The following is a 16081-nucleotide window of genomic DNA, read 5'->3' as shown; positions in this document are numbered from 1 at the left end:
ATCAATCTCTTGACCCATACTCATAAAAAAACAGACAAAACGCTTTTTGAATACGCTCAAAGTTGTTTAAGCGGTAAAATTCATTGGGGGCGTGTGTCCGGTCCCCTTGTGATCCCCCAAGCGTTACAGACTCAGCCGCTAAGATCCGCTTAAAAACACTTTTCACAGGTACTGTGCTTCCTTCCCAGCGCCGCTTTACCGGGTTTCCCGATACCTCTTCCAATACCCGCTCAAGCGCAAACAAGCCCGGATGGTCATCTGGAAGGCGATAAGGATCGGCACCTGGTCCCATTTCCACGGTTACCTTCACATGTTTAGGGGCATGTTGTTCGATGTGCAGCTGCAAATGGTGACAGATCTGCTCCGGTTTTTGATCCGGTACCAGTCTACAAGTAATTTTCGCATATGCTTCACAGGGGATGACTGTCTTAGTACCCTCCCCTTGGTATCCGCCCCAAACCCCGTTTACATCTAATGTCGGCCTAGCCGTCACTCGTTCCTGTGGGGTGTATTCCGGTTCACCAAAAAAATCTTCAATTCCTGTATTGGTTTTAAATTCGTCCAAATGGAGGGGGAATGCAGCAATTTTCTCCCGTTCCGCGGACGTTAACGGACGAACCTCATCATAAAAACCATCGACAAGAATCCGTCCCTCTGCGTCCCTCATCGAATCCAATATTTGCGTTAAAGCATGAATCGCATTGGGTGCCAGGCCGCCACCAAACCCCGAATGCATATCCGTATCGGCGCTCTTCACCTTGAGCTGTAAGCTAGCCATCCCGCGCCTTGCGGTTGTTACCACCGGCTCTTCTTCCGAGCCGACACCCCCATCGGCAATCACGACTAAATCGCACGCTAGTTGTTGACGATGTTTTGCAATAAACGCCTCCAACGATGGACTGCCGGTCTCCTCTTCTCCTTCAAATAAAAACTTCACATTAACCGGAAGAGTTCCCGTCGTTGCCAGTAATGCCTCACAGGCGATAATGGGAAGCAAGATGTTTCCCTTCATATCGGAAGCGCCCCTAGCATATACCCGTCCATTTTTAATACGAGGTTCAAATGGAGGCGAGCTCCACTCTTCAAGCGGATCGGCGGGCTGCACATCATAGTGACCGTAGATCAACAGCGTCGGCTTATCCTCTGCCTTCATCCACTCCCCGTATACGACGGGATGACCATCGGTTTCCATAACCTGCGCATCTGCAATACCCGCTTGACGCATCCGGTTGGCAACCCATACCGCCGCTCGACGTACCTCTTCTTGATAAGCCGGATCGGTTGAAACGCTTGGGATACGAAGGAGTTCTACGAGCTCCGCCAAATAACGATCTTGATTCTCACGTAAATACTCTTTCCATCTGTCTGACAAGATGCAATCCCTCCTAAACATTTGCCCAAGTTAGTCTGAATCGGCAGTTAACTTCATTCCGATTGATTTTTTTGTTACTAGTTGTTATCGTTGTACCACTCGTTCCAACAAACGGATCATATAGGCATCCAAACGCTCTCGGATCAATTTGTCCGTCAGAAGAGTTAACCGAATCAACCATCCACTTTACGACACGATCCGGCAATGTGTGTTCTAGGGTGTTTGTCATAGGCACCTCCCATTCTATTATCGATGAAACAATGAAACGCTGTCCAATGGTTCATTGTTAATTTTAGCCCCTACTCTAGTCCTTCACCCGGCTTCGCTCTACTTTGGCACACCTGCCCTCTGGGGTCCCGGTGGCGTCTGCCTGAGTAACGATGTAAGCGACATAGAAATACATACACCTCTTCATTCTCTTCTAATCGAAAAGACGATCCCTTCGCTACAATTCGGACGGGATCGTCTTTAACTCTTATGTCAACGGAGCCGGATTAAATAGGCAGAGATCGTTGTGCAACCCCCAATATTCGACCCATGTTTTTTTTCTGCCGCTTGCAACATCCAAGATAAGATGGAAAATTTCCCACCCGATCTCTTCAATGGTGGCATCACCCGTTGCAATGCGACCAGCGTTGACATCGATTAGATCATGCCATTGCTCTGTCAATGCGGTTCGGGTTGACACTTTGATCACCGGTGCCATCGCCAATCCGTACGGCGTCCCTCTTCCAGTCGTAAACACATGCATATTCATACCGGCAGCCAATTGTAAGGTTCCACATACAAAATCACTCGCCGGTGTCGCCGCAAAAATCAAACCTCGTTTTGTCGCCTTTTCTCCAGGGGATAACACCTGGACAATTGGACTGTTGCCGGATTTCACAATCGAACCAAGCGACTTTTCCACCACATTGGACAATCCGCCTTTTTTATTGCCCGGTGACGGGTTTGCACTTCGGTCCACCTCGCCCCGTTGTAAGTAATCGTCATACCACTTCATCTCACGAATCAAGGCACGACCCACTTCTTCGTCTACCGTGCGTGGCGTTAATAAATGGACAGCATCCCGCACTTCGGTCACTTCTGAAAATAAAACCGTCGCCCCCGCTCGTACCAGCAGATCCGCCGCATAACCAACCGCCGGATTGGCCGTAACGCCGGAAAATGCATCGCTTCCCCCGCATTGCAGACCAACCACTAATCCGGATAAGGGACAAGGCTCCCGTCGCCGCCGATTTAATTTGCTCAATCGCTCCTCAGCCATATTCATAATGGATTGAATCATCGGCATAAAACCCGGCTGTTCCTGCAACGAAACGATGCTTGCTGGATCCCCGTCCGGTACCAATCGTTGCGGAAGCAGTTTTTCACAACCCAAACCTACGACCATGGCCTCCCCGCCAAAGTTGGGATGAGCGGCCAAGTGTTGGATCGTGCGGATCGGTATGACGGCTTCCGGCGCATGGATAGCGACACCACAACCATAGTTATGGTTAAAAGCTACGACATCGTCTACATTGGGATATTTGGGGAGCAGTTCTTCCTTGATTCGCTTAACCGCAAAATCGAGCACACCCACCACACATTGGACACTGGTGGTAATTCCCAGGATATTTTTTGTTCCAACACTTCCATCTTCGTTTCGATACCCTGCAAAAGTATAGCCTTCAAGAGGAGGAAGGGGCTTTGGAACACGATTTGCAAGCGGCAATTCATCCAAACGAGGAGAGGTCGGTAACTTGATTACTGCTTCTTTCACCCATTTTCCTTTTTCGATTGGGCTTTCCGCATATCCGATTACTTCGTTATAACGGATAATGGGATCACCTCGATCCAAGTCCGTCAAAGCCACCTTATGGCCTTGGGGAATCGATTCTTTTAACTTTAGGCCGCATGGAAAGAGGGTTCCTTCAGGCAATCCTCCCGCATTGACAATAACCCCGACATTGTCGTTGGTATGCACCTTAATGTAAAGGGGGGTATCTCTTTGTTTTTCCGGCAACGTTATCACTTCCTTTCAATTAAAAATCTTAACGAACCAGACAAGGACGCTTGGGATCAAACTTCCAATTTGGGATGATATACTGCATCGCTTTGGCGTCATCGCGCGTGTGAAGATCCATTTGCAGATAGAGTTGATGCGCTTTTTCAAGCTGAGCCCTATCCACTTCCACTCCAAGGCCCGGTTTGTCAGGAACCGTTACCGCTCCGTCAATAATCCGTAAGGGTTCTTTCGTCAATCGCTGCCCATCCTGCCAAATCCAGTGGGTATCTATCGCCGTAATCTCCCCTGGCGCTGCAGCCGCTACATGGGTAAACATCGCCAAGGAAATGTCAAAGTGATTATTGGAATGAGACCCCCATGTCAGTCCCCATTCATGACACATCTGTGCAACTCGGATAGAGCCCTGCATCGTCCAAAAATGCGGATCGGCCAGCGGGATATCGACGGCGTGCAACTGGATGGCATGCCCCATTTGGCGCCAATCCGTGGCAATCATGTTGGTCGCCGTGGGGATACCCGTTGCTCGCCGGAATTCCGCCATCACTTCGCGTCCGGAATAGCCGTTTTCAGCACCGCACGGATCTTCGGCATAAGCGAGGACAAACTGCATATTTCGGCACAGGCTGATCGCTTCTTGCAATGACCAGGCCCCGTTGGGATCAAGCGTAATCCGAGCATCGGGAAATTGCTCGGCGAGGGCTGTTACCGCCTCCATCTCTTCTTCTCCACGAAGAACGCCACCTTTTAGCTTAAAGTCCTGAAATCCATACCGATCATACGCCGCTTCCGCCAGACGGACAATCGCTTCAGGGGTCAAAGCTTTTTCATGTCGCAAGCGAAGCCAATCATCCTTCGCATTGGAATCTTTTACATAGGGAAGGTCCGTTTGACTGCGATCCCCGATATAAAACAGATAACCCAACATTTTAACATCATCACGCTGCTGCCCCTCTCCCAGTAAAGCCGCCACAGGTACATGGAGAAACTGGCCCAAAAGATCGAGCAAAGCTGCTTCCAACGCAGTAACGGCATGGATCGTAACGCGCAAATCAAAGGTTTGCACCCCGCGCCCGTGTGCATCACGATCCGCAAAAGTGGTTCGCACCCGATTTAAAATATTGCGATAGCGACCGATCGATTGTCCGATTACCAAGGGGTGGGCTTCCTCCAGGATCTTTCGTATCTTTTCACCTCCGGGTACCTCCCCAACTCCTGTATTGCCGGAGTTATCGGTAAGAATCACAATATTGCGCGTAAAAAACGGGGCATGGGCTCCGCTGAGATTGAGCAGCATACTGTCGCGGCCAGCCACGGGAATCACTTGCATATTGGTGATGACAGGTGTGCCGGTATGATTCATATTCATCATCCCTCCACTTGCATCATGGTTCAACTATTTTTGGTCAATCCGGTTTGGTTACCCGCCAATTCCTGTGGTAGCTCTATTCTTTCCACCTTGTTTACGATAAACAGATAGGATAGTGCTCCGATAATGAGCATCACCGCAATAAACATAAGCGCTCCGGCAAAGGATTGCGTCTGGCTCAAAATAAAACCGACCACAATCGGTGTAACAATACCGGCTAGGTTGCCGAAGGTATTAAAGATTCCGCCACTCAGCCCGATAATCTCTTTCGGTGACATATCGCCGACAAGGGTCCAAGTAAGCCCAGCCATTCCCTTAGCAAAAAACGCAACCGACATAATGATGATAATCAGCCCCGCTGAAGAAGTATAGTTTGCAAAGATGATGGAGCTGGAAAGAATAAAACCGATGATGATTGGTGTTTTACGGGCTACGGCTAATGACTTGCCCTGTTTTAGCAACCAATCCGATAAATATCCCCCGATCAACCCACCCACAAATGCCCCCATATAGGGCAACGACGCCATAAAACCCGCTTTGAGGATCGTCATATTCTTTTCTTCTACCAGATAAGTGGGAAACCATGTCAAGAAGAACCAAACGATTGTATTCATTGAAAACTGCGCAATATAGATCCCGATCATTTGTCGGTTGGTTAATAGGAGACGAACGTGAGACCATTTGATTTTATGCTTTTTATCCCCGACATCCGCCAGACCCCCGCCTTGTTGGATATAATCGATTTCCGCTTGGTTGGTACGAGGGTGGCTTTTAGGATCGCGGATCAGTTTAAACCAAAAGAACGACATAATAATCCCAGCCAAGCCGGCGGAGTAGAAGACCGCTTGCCAGCCAAAGGTTTGCAGCACCCACGCCAATATAGGAGTAAACAATGCTAAGCCGAAGTACTGCGAGGAATTATAGAACGCTACCGCACGCCCCCGTTCATGTTGGGGAAACCACATGGTTGTGATGCGGCTATTTCCGGGAAAGGAAGGGGCTTCGGCAAGTCCAACAATAAATCTCATCAGAAAAAGGGAGACAAAACCGACTGCAAACCCTTGAAAAAAGGTGAACAACGACCATACAAACAACCCGATACCATAAACTATTCGCGCCTCAAACCGATCCAGCAACCATCCGCTGGGAATTTGTAGAAAGGTGTAGGCCCAATTAAAAGCGGAAAAAGCAAATCCCAACTTTACCGCATCGAGATATAGATCGTCTTGCATAGCAGGAGCCGCAATACCAAGAGCGGTCCGATCGATATAGTTGATGGCGGTCGTTACAAACAATACCGCTAAAATCAGATAGCGCACATTGGTTTTTTGTAACGGCGCGTGAACCGCCTCATGTTTGCTCGCCATTCCTTTTCCCCTCCTCGGTATTTGTCTTTATCTCTCAAATTCAACCAATGCGGCCAAAAGTGCTTTAATATATCCAATCGAATAGACATACCCGATGTTGTGATAGCTCCATTGAATGCATGTATGGGGCCAACTCGCATTTGGCTCGGGAGTAACCCCTTCCAAGATGGGAACGTGGTCTGGATTTAAACAACCGCTGAAGCCCACCTTGCGCAGCTCCAGTAAGATTTTAAACATGTTCATATCACCGTCATCCAAGAGCGCTTCTTCAAAAGCGCCGGCGGTTGGTAGGCTTCCGCGAACATTGCGAAAATGGACAAGAAATAACTTTCCTTTTCTCCCGTAATGATTAATCTCGTCTAATACCAGTGCACTTCCGCCCTCTTCGGCTCTTGTACCGACACAGTACACATAACCGACATTTTTACTGGGGAAGGTGTCGATGATCCGGTGAAAGCCTAACCCGCCAAAGGGGGTATCTGGATGGGGGACATCGGAAGGGTGCATACCCAATAATACACCCGCCTCTTCAGCCATCGGCACCAAACGTTGATATGCTTCACAAAATCGTTGCCAATACTGTTCATGCTCCTCCTGCGTTCGCTTCGGCCCCACTTCGGTGACAAAGCCGAGGCTTTCACCGCGGGCAATCGCGCCCCCTCGATGGATGGCACGATATTTTTTGGTCAAATGGGGAAAGGTATCCCCTTCAAACCGTTGTCTGGCAATGGGAATCCCCGCCTCGCCAAACACTTTCATTGCCTGGACCGCATTCTCCAGCTCTTGCTCACTTCCCGGTTCATTTTGCATAAACTTCGTCGTTAAATCCGGTAGCGTGACGCGGTTGATATCAAGGCCGAAAGAACGGAGTCTACGCTTTAATCGCAACAACTCATCCAAATCGGGATAACCTTGCTCTTTTACACCTGGAAAGGCAGATCCCTTTCCAAAATCGATGCAATCGACGCCCAATTGGCTTAGCTGCCTTAAATCACCGTCCGTCAAGTCAACCGTATACGAGGTAATCGATACTCTCATCATGCTCGATCCCTCCCTCTCTCTTCCCAATAGCGAGACTCTCGTGCCCAAAGTGGGAATATCTCATTTGGTAAACGCTTTCATCAAAGCGATTAAAGTGGGATACCTCCGTTTACACCCCCGCACTGAAGGTATCCCCGCCTGTGAACCACACCCACTCACCTTGGGATTTTCACCCTTTAACAAAGACGGTTTTTGTCGCTGTAAAAAACTCAATCGCAGCCTTTCCTTGCTCACGGGAATGGGAGCTGGACTGTTTCATCCCACCGAATGGGGCTTGCAATTCCACCCCTGCCGTTTCGGCATTCACCCGCACAAGACCCGCATCCATCTGTTCGATGAAAGATAGCATATAGCCGATATTCGTCGTAAAGATCGAGGCACTTAATCCAAACTCGGCATCATTGGCCACTTCTAGTGCTTCTTTAAGTGAATTTACTTTCATCAGCGCCAGCACAGGGCCAAAAATTTCCTCACGGGCAATCGTCATCTCCTGGGTCACATACTCAAACACCGTAGGCTTTACAAAATATCCTTTTTCACAGCCTTCCTCGGTGTAGCGGCCACCACCGGCCAGGAGCGTCGCTCCTTCTTCTTTGCCCAATTCAATATAGCGCAGCACTGTCTTAAACTGACTTTCGCTGGCACAAGGGCCCATCCATACGTTTTCGTGTAAGCCGTTTCCAACCGTAATTTCGTTTATTTTTTCCAGTAACTTTTCTTTAAAGGCATCATAAACTCCACTCTGAATGATTACACGGCTGGTAGCGGTACATTTTTGACCGGTGGAACGTAAGCCGCCACTGATCGTCTCTCTCACCGCCAAATCGAGATCCGCATCATCCAGCACAATGACAGGGTTTTTTCCACCCATTTCAAGCTGATATTTCGCTCCCCGTGCCAATGCCGTCTGTCCGATTCGCTTTCCAACTTCATTGGAACCCGTAAATGTAATTCCGTTCACATCCGGGTGCTCAACAATCCCCTGCCCGACAACGGAGCCTGATCCGGTTACCATATTGAAAACTCCCGCCGGAAGGTGTGCCTCTGCAAAACATTCCATCACTTTGGCACAGGTAACCGCCGCTTCACTCGCTGGCTTAATCACCACAGTATTGCCGTAGATCAACGCCGGCGCCATTTTCCATATGGGAATGGCCACCGGGAAATTCCAAGGTGTAATCACTCCCACCACACCCAGTGGAACGCGAGTGGTAAACATTAACGCTTCCGAGTCAGTAGAAGGGATCACGTCCCCTACCTTATGCATCCCCTCAGTCGCATAATAACGAAGGAGAGCGATACCACGAGCAGTCTCCCCTTTGGCCTCCGGCAAGGTTTTTCCCATTTCCTGCGTCATCGTTTCTGCAATTTCAGCTAGGTGTGATTCCATAATAGTAGCCACTTGGTACAAGAATTGACCACGTGCGGGGCCAGATAGACTTCTCCAGTTCACCTGCGCTTTTTTGGCTGCACGTACCGCTTGCTCTACATCCGCTTGTGTGGAGTGTTGAACCGTTCCTACCACCGCTTGATTGGCAGGATTGATACTGGATACCGTTTCCCTGCTAGAAGAGGCGATCCAGTTTCCATCGATGAAATTTTTAAACGAGTCCATAACGTCCCCTCCCCATTCCTATTCAGTCAACGCTTCCTCTTTCGGAAAGTTTTCCAATGCATGTTGAATAATCGTCTCCAATTCCGCATAATGTTCGGGTTCCACAACGGTAAGCGGTGGGCGAACCGTTTTGCCCACCGGCAATCCCACAATCTCCATTCCCGCTTTGATCAAGGCGACCGCATATCCGTTTCGTTGTTTGCGAATGCGGTTAATCGGTAAAATCACTTCTCGATAAAGTTGCGAGAGCCGTTTTTGATCGCCGTTTAAAAGTGCCTGATAAAATAATCGCGAGATATGAGGAAGATAATTGGACATTGCGGATGAATAGGAACGATACCCCAACGCATGGTAAACCGGCATGGTAATTTCGGCAAAGGGCATGCCGTTAAACCATTCCAAGCGGTCGCCGATCGTCTGTGTCAGTTCGATATTTCGTTCTACATTGCCATAACCGTCTTTAAACCCGATGATTTGGGGAATTTCTGCTAAATTCATTACGGTCTCTACTTGAAAAACGGCATTGTCCCGTTGGTAAATGATTGCGTCTAAATCCGTATTTGTAGCAATCATTTTAAAGTAATGGTAGAGCCCCTCCTGTTCACCCTGAACCAAATACGGGGGAAGAATCAGATAACCATCCACTCCTACTTGTGCAGAGATGGTTCCCAACTCCAACGCATGCGAGATATTGCCTCCCACCCCCGAATAAACGGGAACTCTACCATCGGCAACCGATACTGCCGTTTCCAGCATTTCCTTATATTCATGGGTACTTACCGCGTGAAATTCACTTGAACCACAGGCAATGAAGATCGACTGCAACCCTTCTTCGATTAAAAACGTAATCGTTCTCTCGAGTGCATCCATATCCAACTTTCCCTCCGCAGTAAACGGAGCGACCGGAAAACCGTGGATACCATGAGGAAACACTCGCTTTTCAGTTGTCATCAGGCTCTCTCCTCACCTTGTTTTTTCCGACAGATAGGGCTTTCTAGGTGCATAAGGACTGTATCAGCCTCTTGAAGCAAAAGCCTTCGACCCCTCCTTCTGTAAGCGATTTCTTAAATCATATTGTAAGACAAATAGGATGATAAGACAATATAATTTTTGATTAAGTTTGAATTTCGTTGCAAAAATAAAAAGCCCTCTGATCGTTCTCAGACAGGCTTATTAGTGGACATCGATTACTCAGGGGAATGGGTTTTTAAGATTTTTTCCCGCACATAACGAAGATGACGATACATTTGGCTAAACGCTTCATGCGGATCCCGTTTGGCCAGTGCCTCGTAAATCGCCGAATGGTACTCCACGGTGAGATCGCGCTCACGGTACGTGATCAAACTATCAGTTTTGCTATGGGCAATCAGCAGGGCGTCAATCATTCCTTCTACTACAGGATTATCTGCACTGTAAGCAATGATGCGATGAAATTCTTTATCCCATTCTCCATAATTGTTGTCCTTGCTTTCCGCGATGCGGTCGATCGTCTCTTTTAATTTGGCGAGCTCTTCATCCGTTATTTTTTCGGCAGCTGTTGTTACCAGTCCCAATTCCAAAATCATTCTCGCCTCGATGATGGCCGGTAAATTATCCATTGACAAGGCCAGCATAACAGAAAATGGCTTGCTCCCAATTTTATTGTTAAAAAAGGTGCCTTCCCTTGTCTTACGGGTAATGACTCCCATGGTTTCCAAGGAGCTCATCGCTTCACGTAAAACCGGTCTGCTCACCTCAAGTTGTTCCATCAATTCCATTTCAGAAGGGAGCTTATCTCCAGGCTTCAATTGACCATTGATCAATAATTGAAGGATATGTTCAATAACTTGTTTGGATAATGTATTTCGTTTGACCGACTGAATGGATGGCCTCCCCTTTTCCCCTTCCATTAAACCCCTCTTCTCCAAAATGATTTGCCAATAATATTGTAAGACAAATTTTATGAAATAACAATCAAAAGTCATGAACATATGCGGTTGACTTTCCCTGTTCCTGTCACTAATGCAGCAGTGTAGGAAAGGATAAAAAGTTGGCCGATCACCCATTTTCCCCCGTTCCCCATAACAAAAACCCCTGGATTGAGTTCAGGGGTTTTATTTTTTAATCACAAGGATCCAGACCTAAACTACGTCGGTTGGCTACCATTTCCTTTCACCCATATCCCCTTTACCAATCACTCAAACATAGCAATCAGCTCCCGGGTGTATGGATGACGATCTGGAGCGAAGAGGTCTTCTTTATCAAACTGATCCACAATCATCCCTTGGCGCATCACCATGATTGAGGTACTCATGGAATAAACCGCCGCCAAATCGTGTGAAATAAAAAGATACGAAACCCCCAATTGCTCTCGCAATCCATCCAGCAAGCGGAGCACCGATTCTTGCGACAAAACATCCAGGCTGGCCGTCGGTTCATCTAAGATAATTACTGCCGGTTCAATACTGATAGCCCGAGCGATGGTCACACGTTGCTTTTGCCCGCCGCTCAGCTCATGGGGATAGCGGTTGCCTAAGTCTGCCGGCAGCTCGACCGCTTCCAACAATTGTGCGACAAACTTCCGGCTATTGGTTGCATGAAAGTGTTTAAATTCAACCTGATTCCTATAATGCAGATAGGGGTCTAAAAGTGAATCTTTGATTTTCAGCTTTGGATTTAACGCAGCAGTGGGATTTTGAAAGACCGCTTGAATGTGTCGACGGTATGGTTTTAGCTGTCGCTCGCTTTTGTAATGAAGAGGAGTCCCTTTAAACAGTATCCGTCCCTGATCGATGGCGTCAATCTGTAAAAGGCAGCGGGCAAGTGTACTCTTGCCGCAACCGCTCTCTCCTACCAGGCCGAGACACGCCCTCTCCTGCAAGGAAAAACTGACGTCTTGAAGCACCGAGATGTCCTTATCAACGGTTTTATAGATATTTTCCGCCTCCAACAGGGTCATGGCAACACCCCCTCAGGGGTTAGCGCATCCCGTTGAACCAAGGTTGGCATTGAGCGAATCAGCGTCCGTGTATAGGGATGGCTCGGATTACCCAGGATCTTTTTTGCCGCTCCGCTTTCTACGATGGCCCCTTCATTCATGACGGCGATCTGGTCGGCGTACTTCTTCACATGGCGCAAATCATGGGTGATAAACAAAATTGCACATCCGGTTTCATCCTGTAGTCGGGATAACAGTTGTAAAATCTGAAATGAAGAGACACTGTCCAAAGCGGTGGTCGGCTCATCCGCCACCAGAATATCCGGCTTCAACAGCAGGGCGATGGCAATCGATACCCGCTGAAGCTGGCCACCGCTCAGTTGAAAGGGGTATCGATTGTACAGTTGTTCTGACAGGCCAACGGAACGAAGGGCTTCCTCCGCCTGTTGTTTCCGGGCTGCTCTTGAGAGATTGAGATGGGTCCGCTGATACTCCTCAAAATGACGCCCAATCGTCAGAAACGGCGTAAACGAGCCCTGATAATCCTGAAAAATATACGAGAGACGTTTTCCACGGAGCTGGCGTATGGCGGTTTCGGAGAGGGTTACTATATTTTTGTCACGGTAACGAACATCCCCAGTGGCGTACAGATTTGGCGGCAAAAGCTGTCCAATGGCCGCAGCGGTTACGCTTTTGCCGCTACCGCTCTGTCCCACAAGCGCAAACCATTCTCCCTGGTGAATATCAAAGGAGATCGAATCGACGATCCGCTTCTCTTTTCCCCAGACGGACAATTGCCTGACGGCTAAAATGCTCACGGTTGTATCTCCTTTTTCACATCAAATCGATCACGTAAGGAATCTCCGATTATATTTGAGATAAAAACAACCATCACAATCGCCAATCCCGGATACACCAACAAGGACGGATTGGCACGAAAATAGGGGCGAGCGTCATTAAGCATCGCTCCCCACTCCGGTACAGGCGGCTGTGCCCCCAACCCAATATAGGAGAGGGAAGAGATCAGCAAAATAATCTTCCCGAGATCAAGGCTGGCAAGGACCAACACATTCCCGATGATATGGGGAAACAAATGCTTCCTCATAATCCCGCCGGAACCGAGACCGTTAATTTTAGCGATAGTGATGTAGTCTTTTTGACACTCGTTGATCACGGTGCTACGTACGAGCCTGGCATAGCCGACCCATTTTACCGCCACAATCGCCAGCAACAGATTGCCGATGCCTGGCCCTAAGAGACCACTCAGCACAATGGCCACAATCGTATCGGGAAACGCTAAAAACGTATCGCCGATGCGCATAAATGTACGATCGATCAAGCCCCCTTTATACCCGGCAAACACCCCAAAGGGAACACCGATAACAACGGCGAGCACCAGCGCCAGAAAACTGTAACCCACCGTTAGTTGCCCGCCGAGCAACAGCCGTGTCAACACATCCCGCCCCAGATGATCCGTACCCAATGGGTGTTCCCAGCTCATGGGTTCCATTTTGGCAGCCATATCGACCAGTGTGGGATCATGCTTCAGTATAAGGAAGGTGTAAATCACAACTGCCAGCAGAAAAGCAAGCACCGTAAGTAAAGCTGCCTTTTTCCAGTGTTTCTTGCTTGGCTGCCGTTTTTTTGCTAAGACGAGCTCCATCAGCTTCCCTTCCTTTCCTTCAGCCGCAACTCCGGATTTAAATAGCGATAGGATAAATCGACCCCGCTATTAACGACAAAAATAATCACCGCCATCACAAAGATATAGCCTTGAATCATCGGGTAATCACGTTGTCGGATGGCGTCCACCACCAACTTACCGATACCTGGATAGGCGAAAATCACCTCGATCACCACAACCCCGCCAATCAAGCTACCGAGGCTAACACCAAAAACGGTGATCACCGGCGGAAGGCTGTGGCGAAAAGCGTGGGCAAAAAAGATTCGTCCCTCTGATAATCCCCTTGATCGGGCCGCCCGTATAAATTCCTGACTCAAGGAATCAAGCAAACTGGAACGCAGCAACCGCACATAGACACTAGATATAGCCAGTCCCAGTGTCAACGACGGCAGTATAGCGGAAAAAAGCCCCTCCCTGCCCATGGGCGGAAGGAGATTCCAACGCACCGCAAACCAATCGATCAAGATGAGCCCCAACCAAAAGCTAGGCACGGCTGCACCAAATAAGGACACGCCTCGACTCACCTGGTCAATCCAACGGTTTCGGTATAACGCAGCCAAAGAGCCGAGGGGAATCGCCACACACAGCATGACCAACAACGATCCAATCGTTAACTCAATGGTTGCCGGAAGGCTGGCTAAAATCGTATCCAGCACCGGTTGGTTGGTTATATAGGAACGTCCAAAATCCAGTTGCACAAACTGAATTAGCCAATGCCCATATTGCACCAGCAACGAATCATTAAACCCCAGTTCCTCCCGCAGCTCCTCGATTTGTTGGGTGGTCACCGAGACATCATCCACTCGCAGAATCGATAACACTGGATCTCCTGGAGCAAGTCGCATAAAAAGAAAACTGACAAAGGTCACAACCAGGAGAAAAAGAGCAACCTCCAGAAATCGCCTTCCAATAATACGAAGCATTTAGTTCACATCCAACTCATTCGTCAACATATAGTACTCACTGCGGGTCGTCACCCAGTTTTTCACTTTATCCGCGTTATAGGCCACCAAGGTATGGGGATATAACACAAATGAATTAAGCACTTTTTGATCCACATATTGAGCGATTTCTTCCGACAGCAATGCTCGCTCCTTCGGATCGACGGTTACATTTAACTCGTCCAAGAGAGCGGTCAATTTATCATCATCGGCACCGCTAAAGTTTAAGGCTCCGTCCGGATGGTATGTTGCGTTTAGATAATAACCTGCATCCCCGCGCGGCGCCGTCAAATTACTATACGTAGTTAAATCCCAGTCTCGATTGGCGGCCATATACTCCTCTGGAATTTCAATCTGACGAATCTCCACTTGGATGCCCAGTTTTTTCGCATCCGATTGAAACACTTGCGCAATCAGCGGCAAATCCGCACGGGAACCATAGGTAAGCAAGGTAAAACGAAGCGGCTTCCCGTCTTTTTGCATCACCCCGTTCTTTTCCGTGTATCCCGCCTTCTTCAGATAGGTTCGTGCCGCTTCCGGTCCGCGCTCTTTCTTCGAATAGTCCGGTGCAAAGGAGAATGAAGGCATAAATGGCCCTTCTGCCACTTCCGCATGTCCGTGTAAAATCGTATCCACAATCGATTGCCGATCCAATAAAGCGTCTACCGCCTTACGCACATTGACATCTTGCAACGCTTTTCGTTGGAGGTTCATTGTCAACTGGTGTACACGAAAAGTAGAGGTGGACTCTACCGTGATCCCCTCCAGCTCCTCCAGATGGGGAACGCTCTCCACCTCCGGTCGAAAGACAATATCGGCGCTACCGGATTCCAACGCAAGAGAGCGGGCATTAGCATCTTCATTAAAGGAAAATTGTGCAGATTTCAGCTTTGCTGGACCATCCCAATAATCGTCATAACGTTTCAGCTTTACCACACTGCCTGGTGTAAAAGACGTAACCGCAAAAGGCCCCGTCCCAATCGGCCGATTGACAAAATCCGTCTCCGTTACATCGATAATCGAAGTATAGGGACTAACCAATTCAGACGGAAATTCCGGAAAATACCCTTTTGTTTTGATATGTAGCGTATTTCCATCCACTTCGATCGACTCAATCCGCAGTGCATTTTTGATGGCGACATTATCATTCATCGCCCGCTCCAGTGATGCTTTTACCGCTTTTCCATCCATCGGCTTTCCGTTATGAAAGGTAACCCCATCCCGCAGCTGAATCGTCCACTCTTTCCCGTCCTCACTGTCCCAGCTTTCCGCCAGCCACGGCTCAATTTCCAACTTTTCATCATTCAAACGAACCAAAGTTTCCGTAACCCCGGCACGTAACGGTACATAGCTGGAATCCACATTGGGATCGAGTGAATGGGTCGCAAAATTAAAAAGGAGGTTTACCTCTTTCTCTCCCCCTCGTTCGTCACCAGAGCCAACAGAGCAAGCGGTTAAAACAACAATCGATAGAAGTAGAACCAACCCTAATTTGTATTCTCTTTTCATCCTCTTCCCCCACCATGACAGATGTCGTTGAGGGTAATGATAGCATATGAATTTATCGTTGTAAATCAATATCATTACGATTTGTTGAAAGTTGAAAGACAACTGTTCGATTGAGATGAAATGTATTTATCCCAAATAAAAGCATATTTAAGGTGCAAACACGCTTACCACATCGCTTGTGCATAACAATTAGATCGAAATTACTCTCAATAATATGGCCAAAAAAAGACGATTCGCGTACCCACGTTGGGATGCGTATCG

General features: G+C 48.3%; 13 protein-coding genes. All 13 read right to left on the bottom strand.

Annotated features, from left to right (window positions below):
- Position 1 precedes the first annotated feature (1 nt).
- A complete protein-coding gene (locus C8J48_RS02960; protein WP_211316584.1) occupies positions 2-1372 on the bottom strand; it encodes a dipeptidase in 1371 nt (456 codons plus the stop codon).
- 475 nt (positions 1373-1847) lie between these two features.
- The gene (gene garD, locus C8J48_RS02955; RefSeq protein WP_425430466.1) at positions 1848-3383 is read right to left on the bottom strand and encodes a galactarate dehydratase; all 1536 of its coding nucleotides are present in this window, start codon (positions 3381-3383) and stop codon (positions 1848-1850) included.
- A gap of 22 nt (positions 3384-3405) precedes the next feature.
- Positions 3406-4746, bottom strand: a complete 1341-nt coding sequence (gudD, locus tag C8J48_RS02950; RefSeq protein ID WP_107724878.1) for a glucarate dehydratase — start codon at positions 4744-4746, stop codon at positions 3406-3408.
- Between the two features lie 23 nt (positions 4747-4769).
- Positions 4770-6113: an MFS transporter gene (locus tag C8J48_RS02945; RefSeq protein ID WP_107724877.1), complete on the bottom strand. Its 1344-nt coding sequence runs from the start codon at positions 6111-6113 to the stop codon at positions 4770-4772.
- Positions 6114-6140: 27 nt separating this feature from the next.
- Positions 6141-7154 carry a mannonate dehydratase gene (locus C8J48_RS02940; protein WP_107724876.1) on the bottom strand — a complete coding sequence of 338 codons (1014 nt, stop codon included), beginning with the start codon at positions 7152-7154 and terminating at the stop codon, positions 6141-6143.
- A gap of 169 nt (positions 7155-7323) precedes the next feature.
- The gene (gene gucD, locus C8J48_RS02935) at positions 7324-8769 is read right to left on the bottom strand and encodes an alpha-ketoglutaric semialdehyde dehydrogenase GucD (protein ID WP_107724875.1); all 1446 of its coding nucleotides are present in this window, start codon (positions 8767-8769) and stop codon (positions 7324-7326) included.
- Positions 8770-8787: 18 nt separating this feature from the next.
- Positions 8788-9720 carry a 5-dehydro-4-deoxyglucarate dehydratase gene (gene kdgD, locus C8J48_RS02930; protein ID WP_107724874.1) on the bottom strand — a complete coding sequence of 311 codons (933 nt, stop codon included), beginning with the start codon at positions 9718-9720 and terminating at the stop codon, positions 8788-8790.
- Between the two features lie 236 nt (positions 9721-9956).
- Positions 9957-10658 carry a FadR/GntR family transcriptional regulator gene (locus C8J48_RS02925; RefSeq protein ID WP_107724873.1) on the bottom strand — a complete coding sequence of 234 codons (702 nt, stop codon included), beginning with the start codon at positions 10656-10658 and terminating at the stop codon, positions 9957-9959.
- Between the two features lie 284 nt (positions 10659-10942).
- Positions 10943-11707, bottom strand: a complete 765-nt coding sequence (locus C8J48_RS02920; RefSeq protein ID WP_107724872.1) for an ABC transporter ATP-binding protein — start codon at positions 11705-11707, stop codon at positions 10943-10945.
- The gene (locus C8J48_RS02915; protein ID WP_342748215.1) at positions 11704-12504 is read right to left on the bottom strand and encodes an ABC transporter ATP-binding protein; all 801 of its coding nucleotides are present in this window, start codon (positions 12502-12504) and stop codon (positions 11704-11706) included. Before C8J48_RS02915 ends, C8J48_RS02920 begins: the two co-directional genes overlap by 4 nt.
- Positions 12501-13349, bottom strand: a complete 849-nt coding sequence (gene nikC, locus C8J48_RS02910) for a nickel transporter permease (RefSeq protein ID WP_107724871.1) — start codon at positions 13347-13349, stop codon at positions 12501-12503. Before nikC ends, C8J48_RS02915 begins: the two co-directional genes overlap by 4 nt.
- On the bottom strand, positions 13349-14293 hold the full coding sequence (nikB, locus tag C8J48_RS02905; RefSeq protein ID WP_107724870.1) for a nickel ABC transporter permease: 945 nt from the start codon (positions 14291-14293) through the stop codon (positions 13349-13351). The genes nikC and nikB overlap by 1 nt, the downstream gene beginning before the upstream one ends.
- Positions 14294-15820, bottom strand: a complete 1527-nt coding sequence (gene nikA, locus C8J48_RS02900) for a nickel ABC transporter substrate-binding protein (protein WP_107724869.1) — start codon at positions 15818-15820, stop codon at positions 14294-14296.
- Between the last annotated feature and the right edge of the window lie 261 nt (positions 15821-16081).

It is taken from the genome of Desmospora activa DSM 45169 (assembly GCF_003046315.1).
Taxonomy (GTDB): Bacteria; Bacillota; Bacilli; order Thermoactinomycetales; family DSM-45169; genus Desmospora; species Desmospora activa.
Note: the sequence above shows the minus strand (reverse complement) of the source record. Positions and strands in the feature narration are given on the sequence as shown.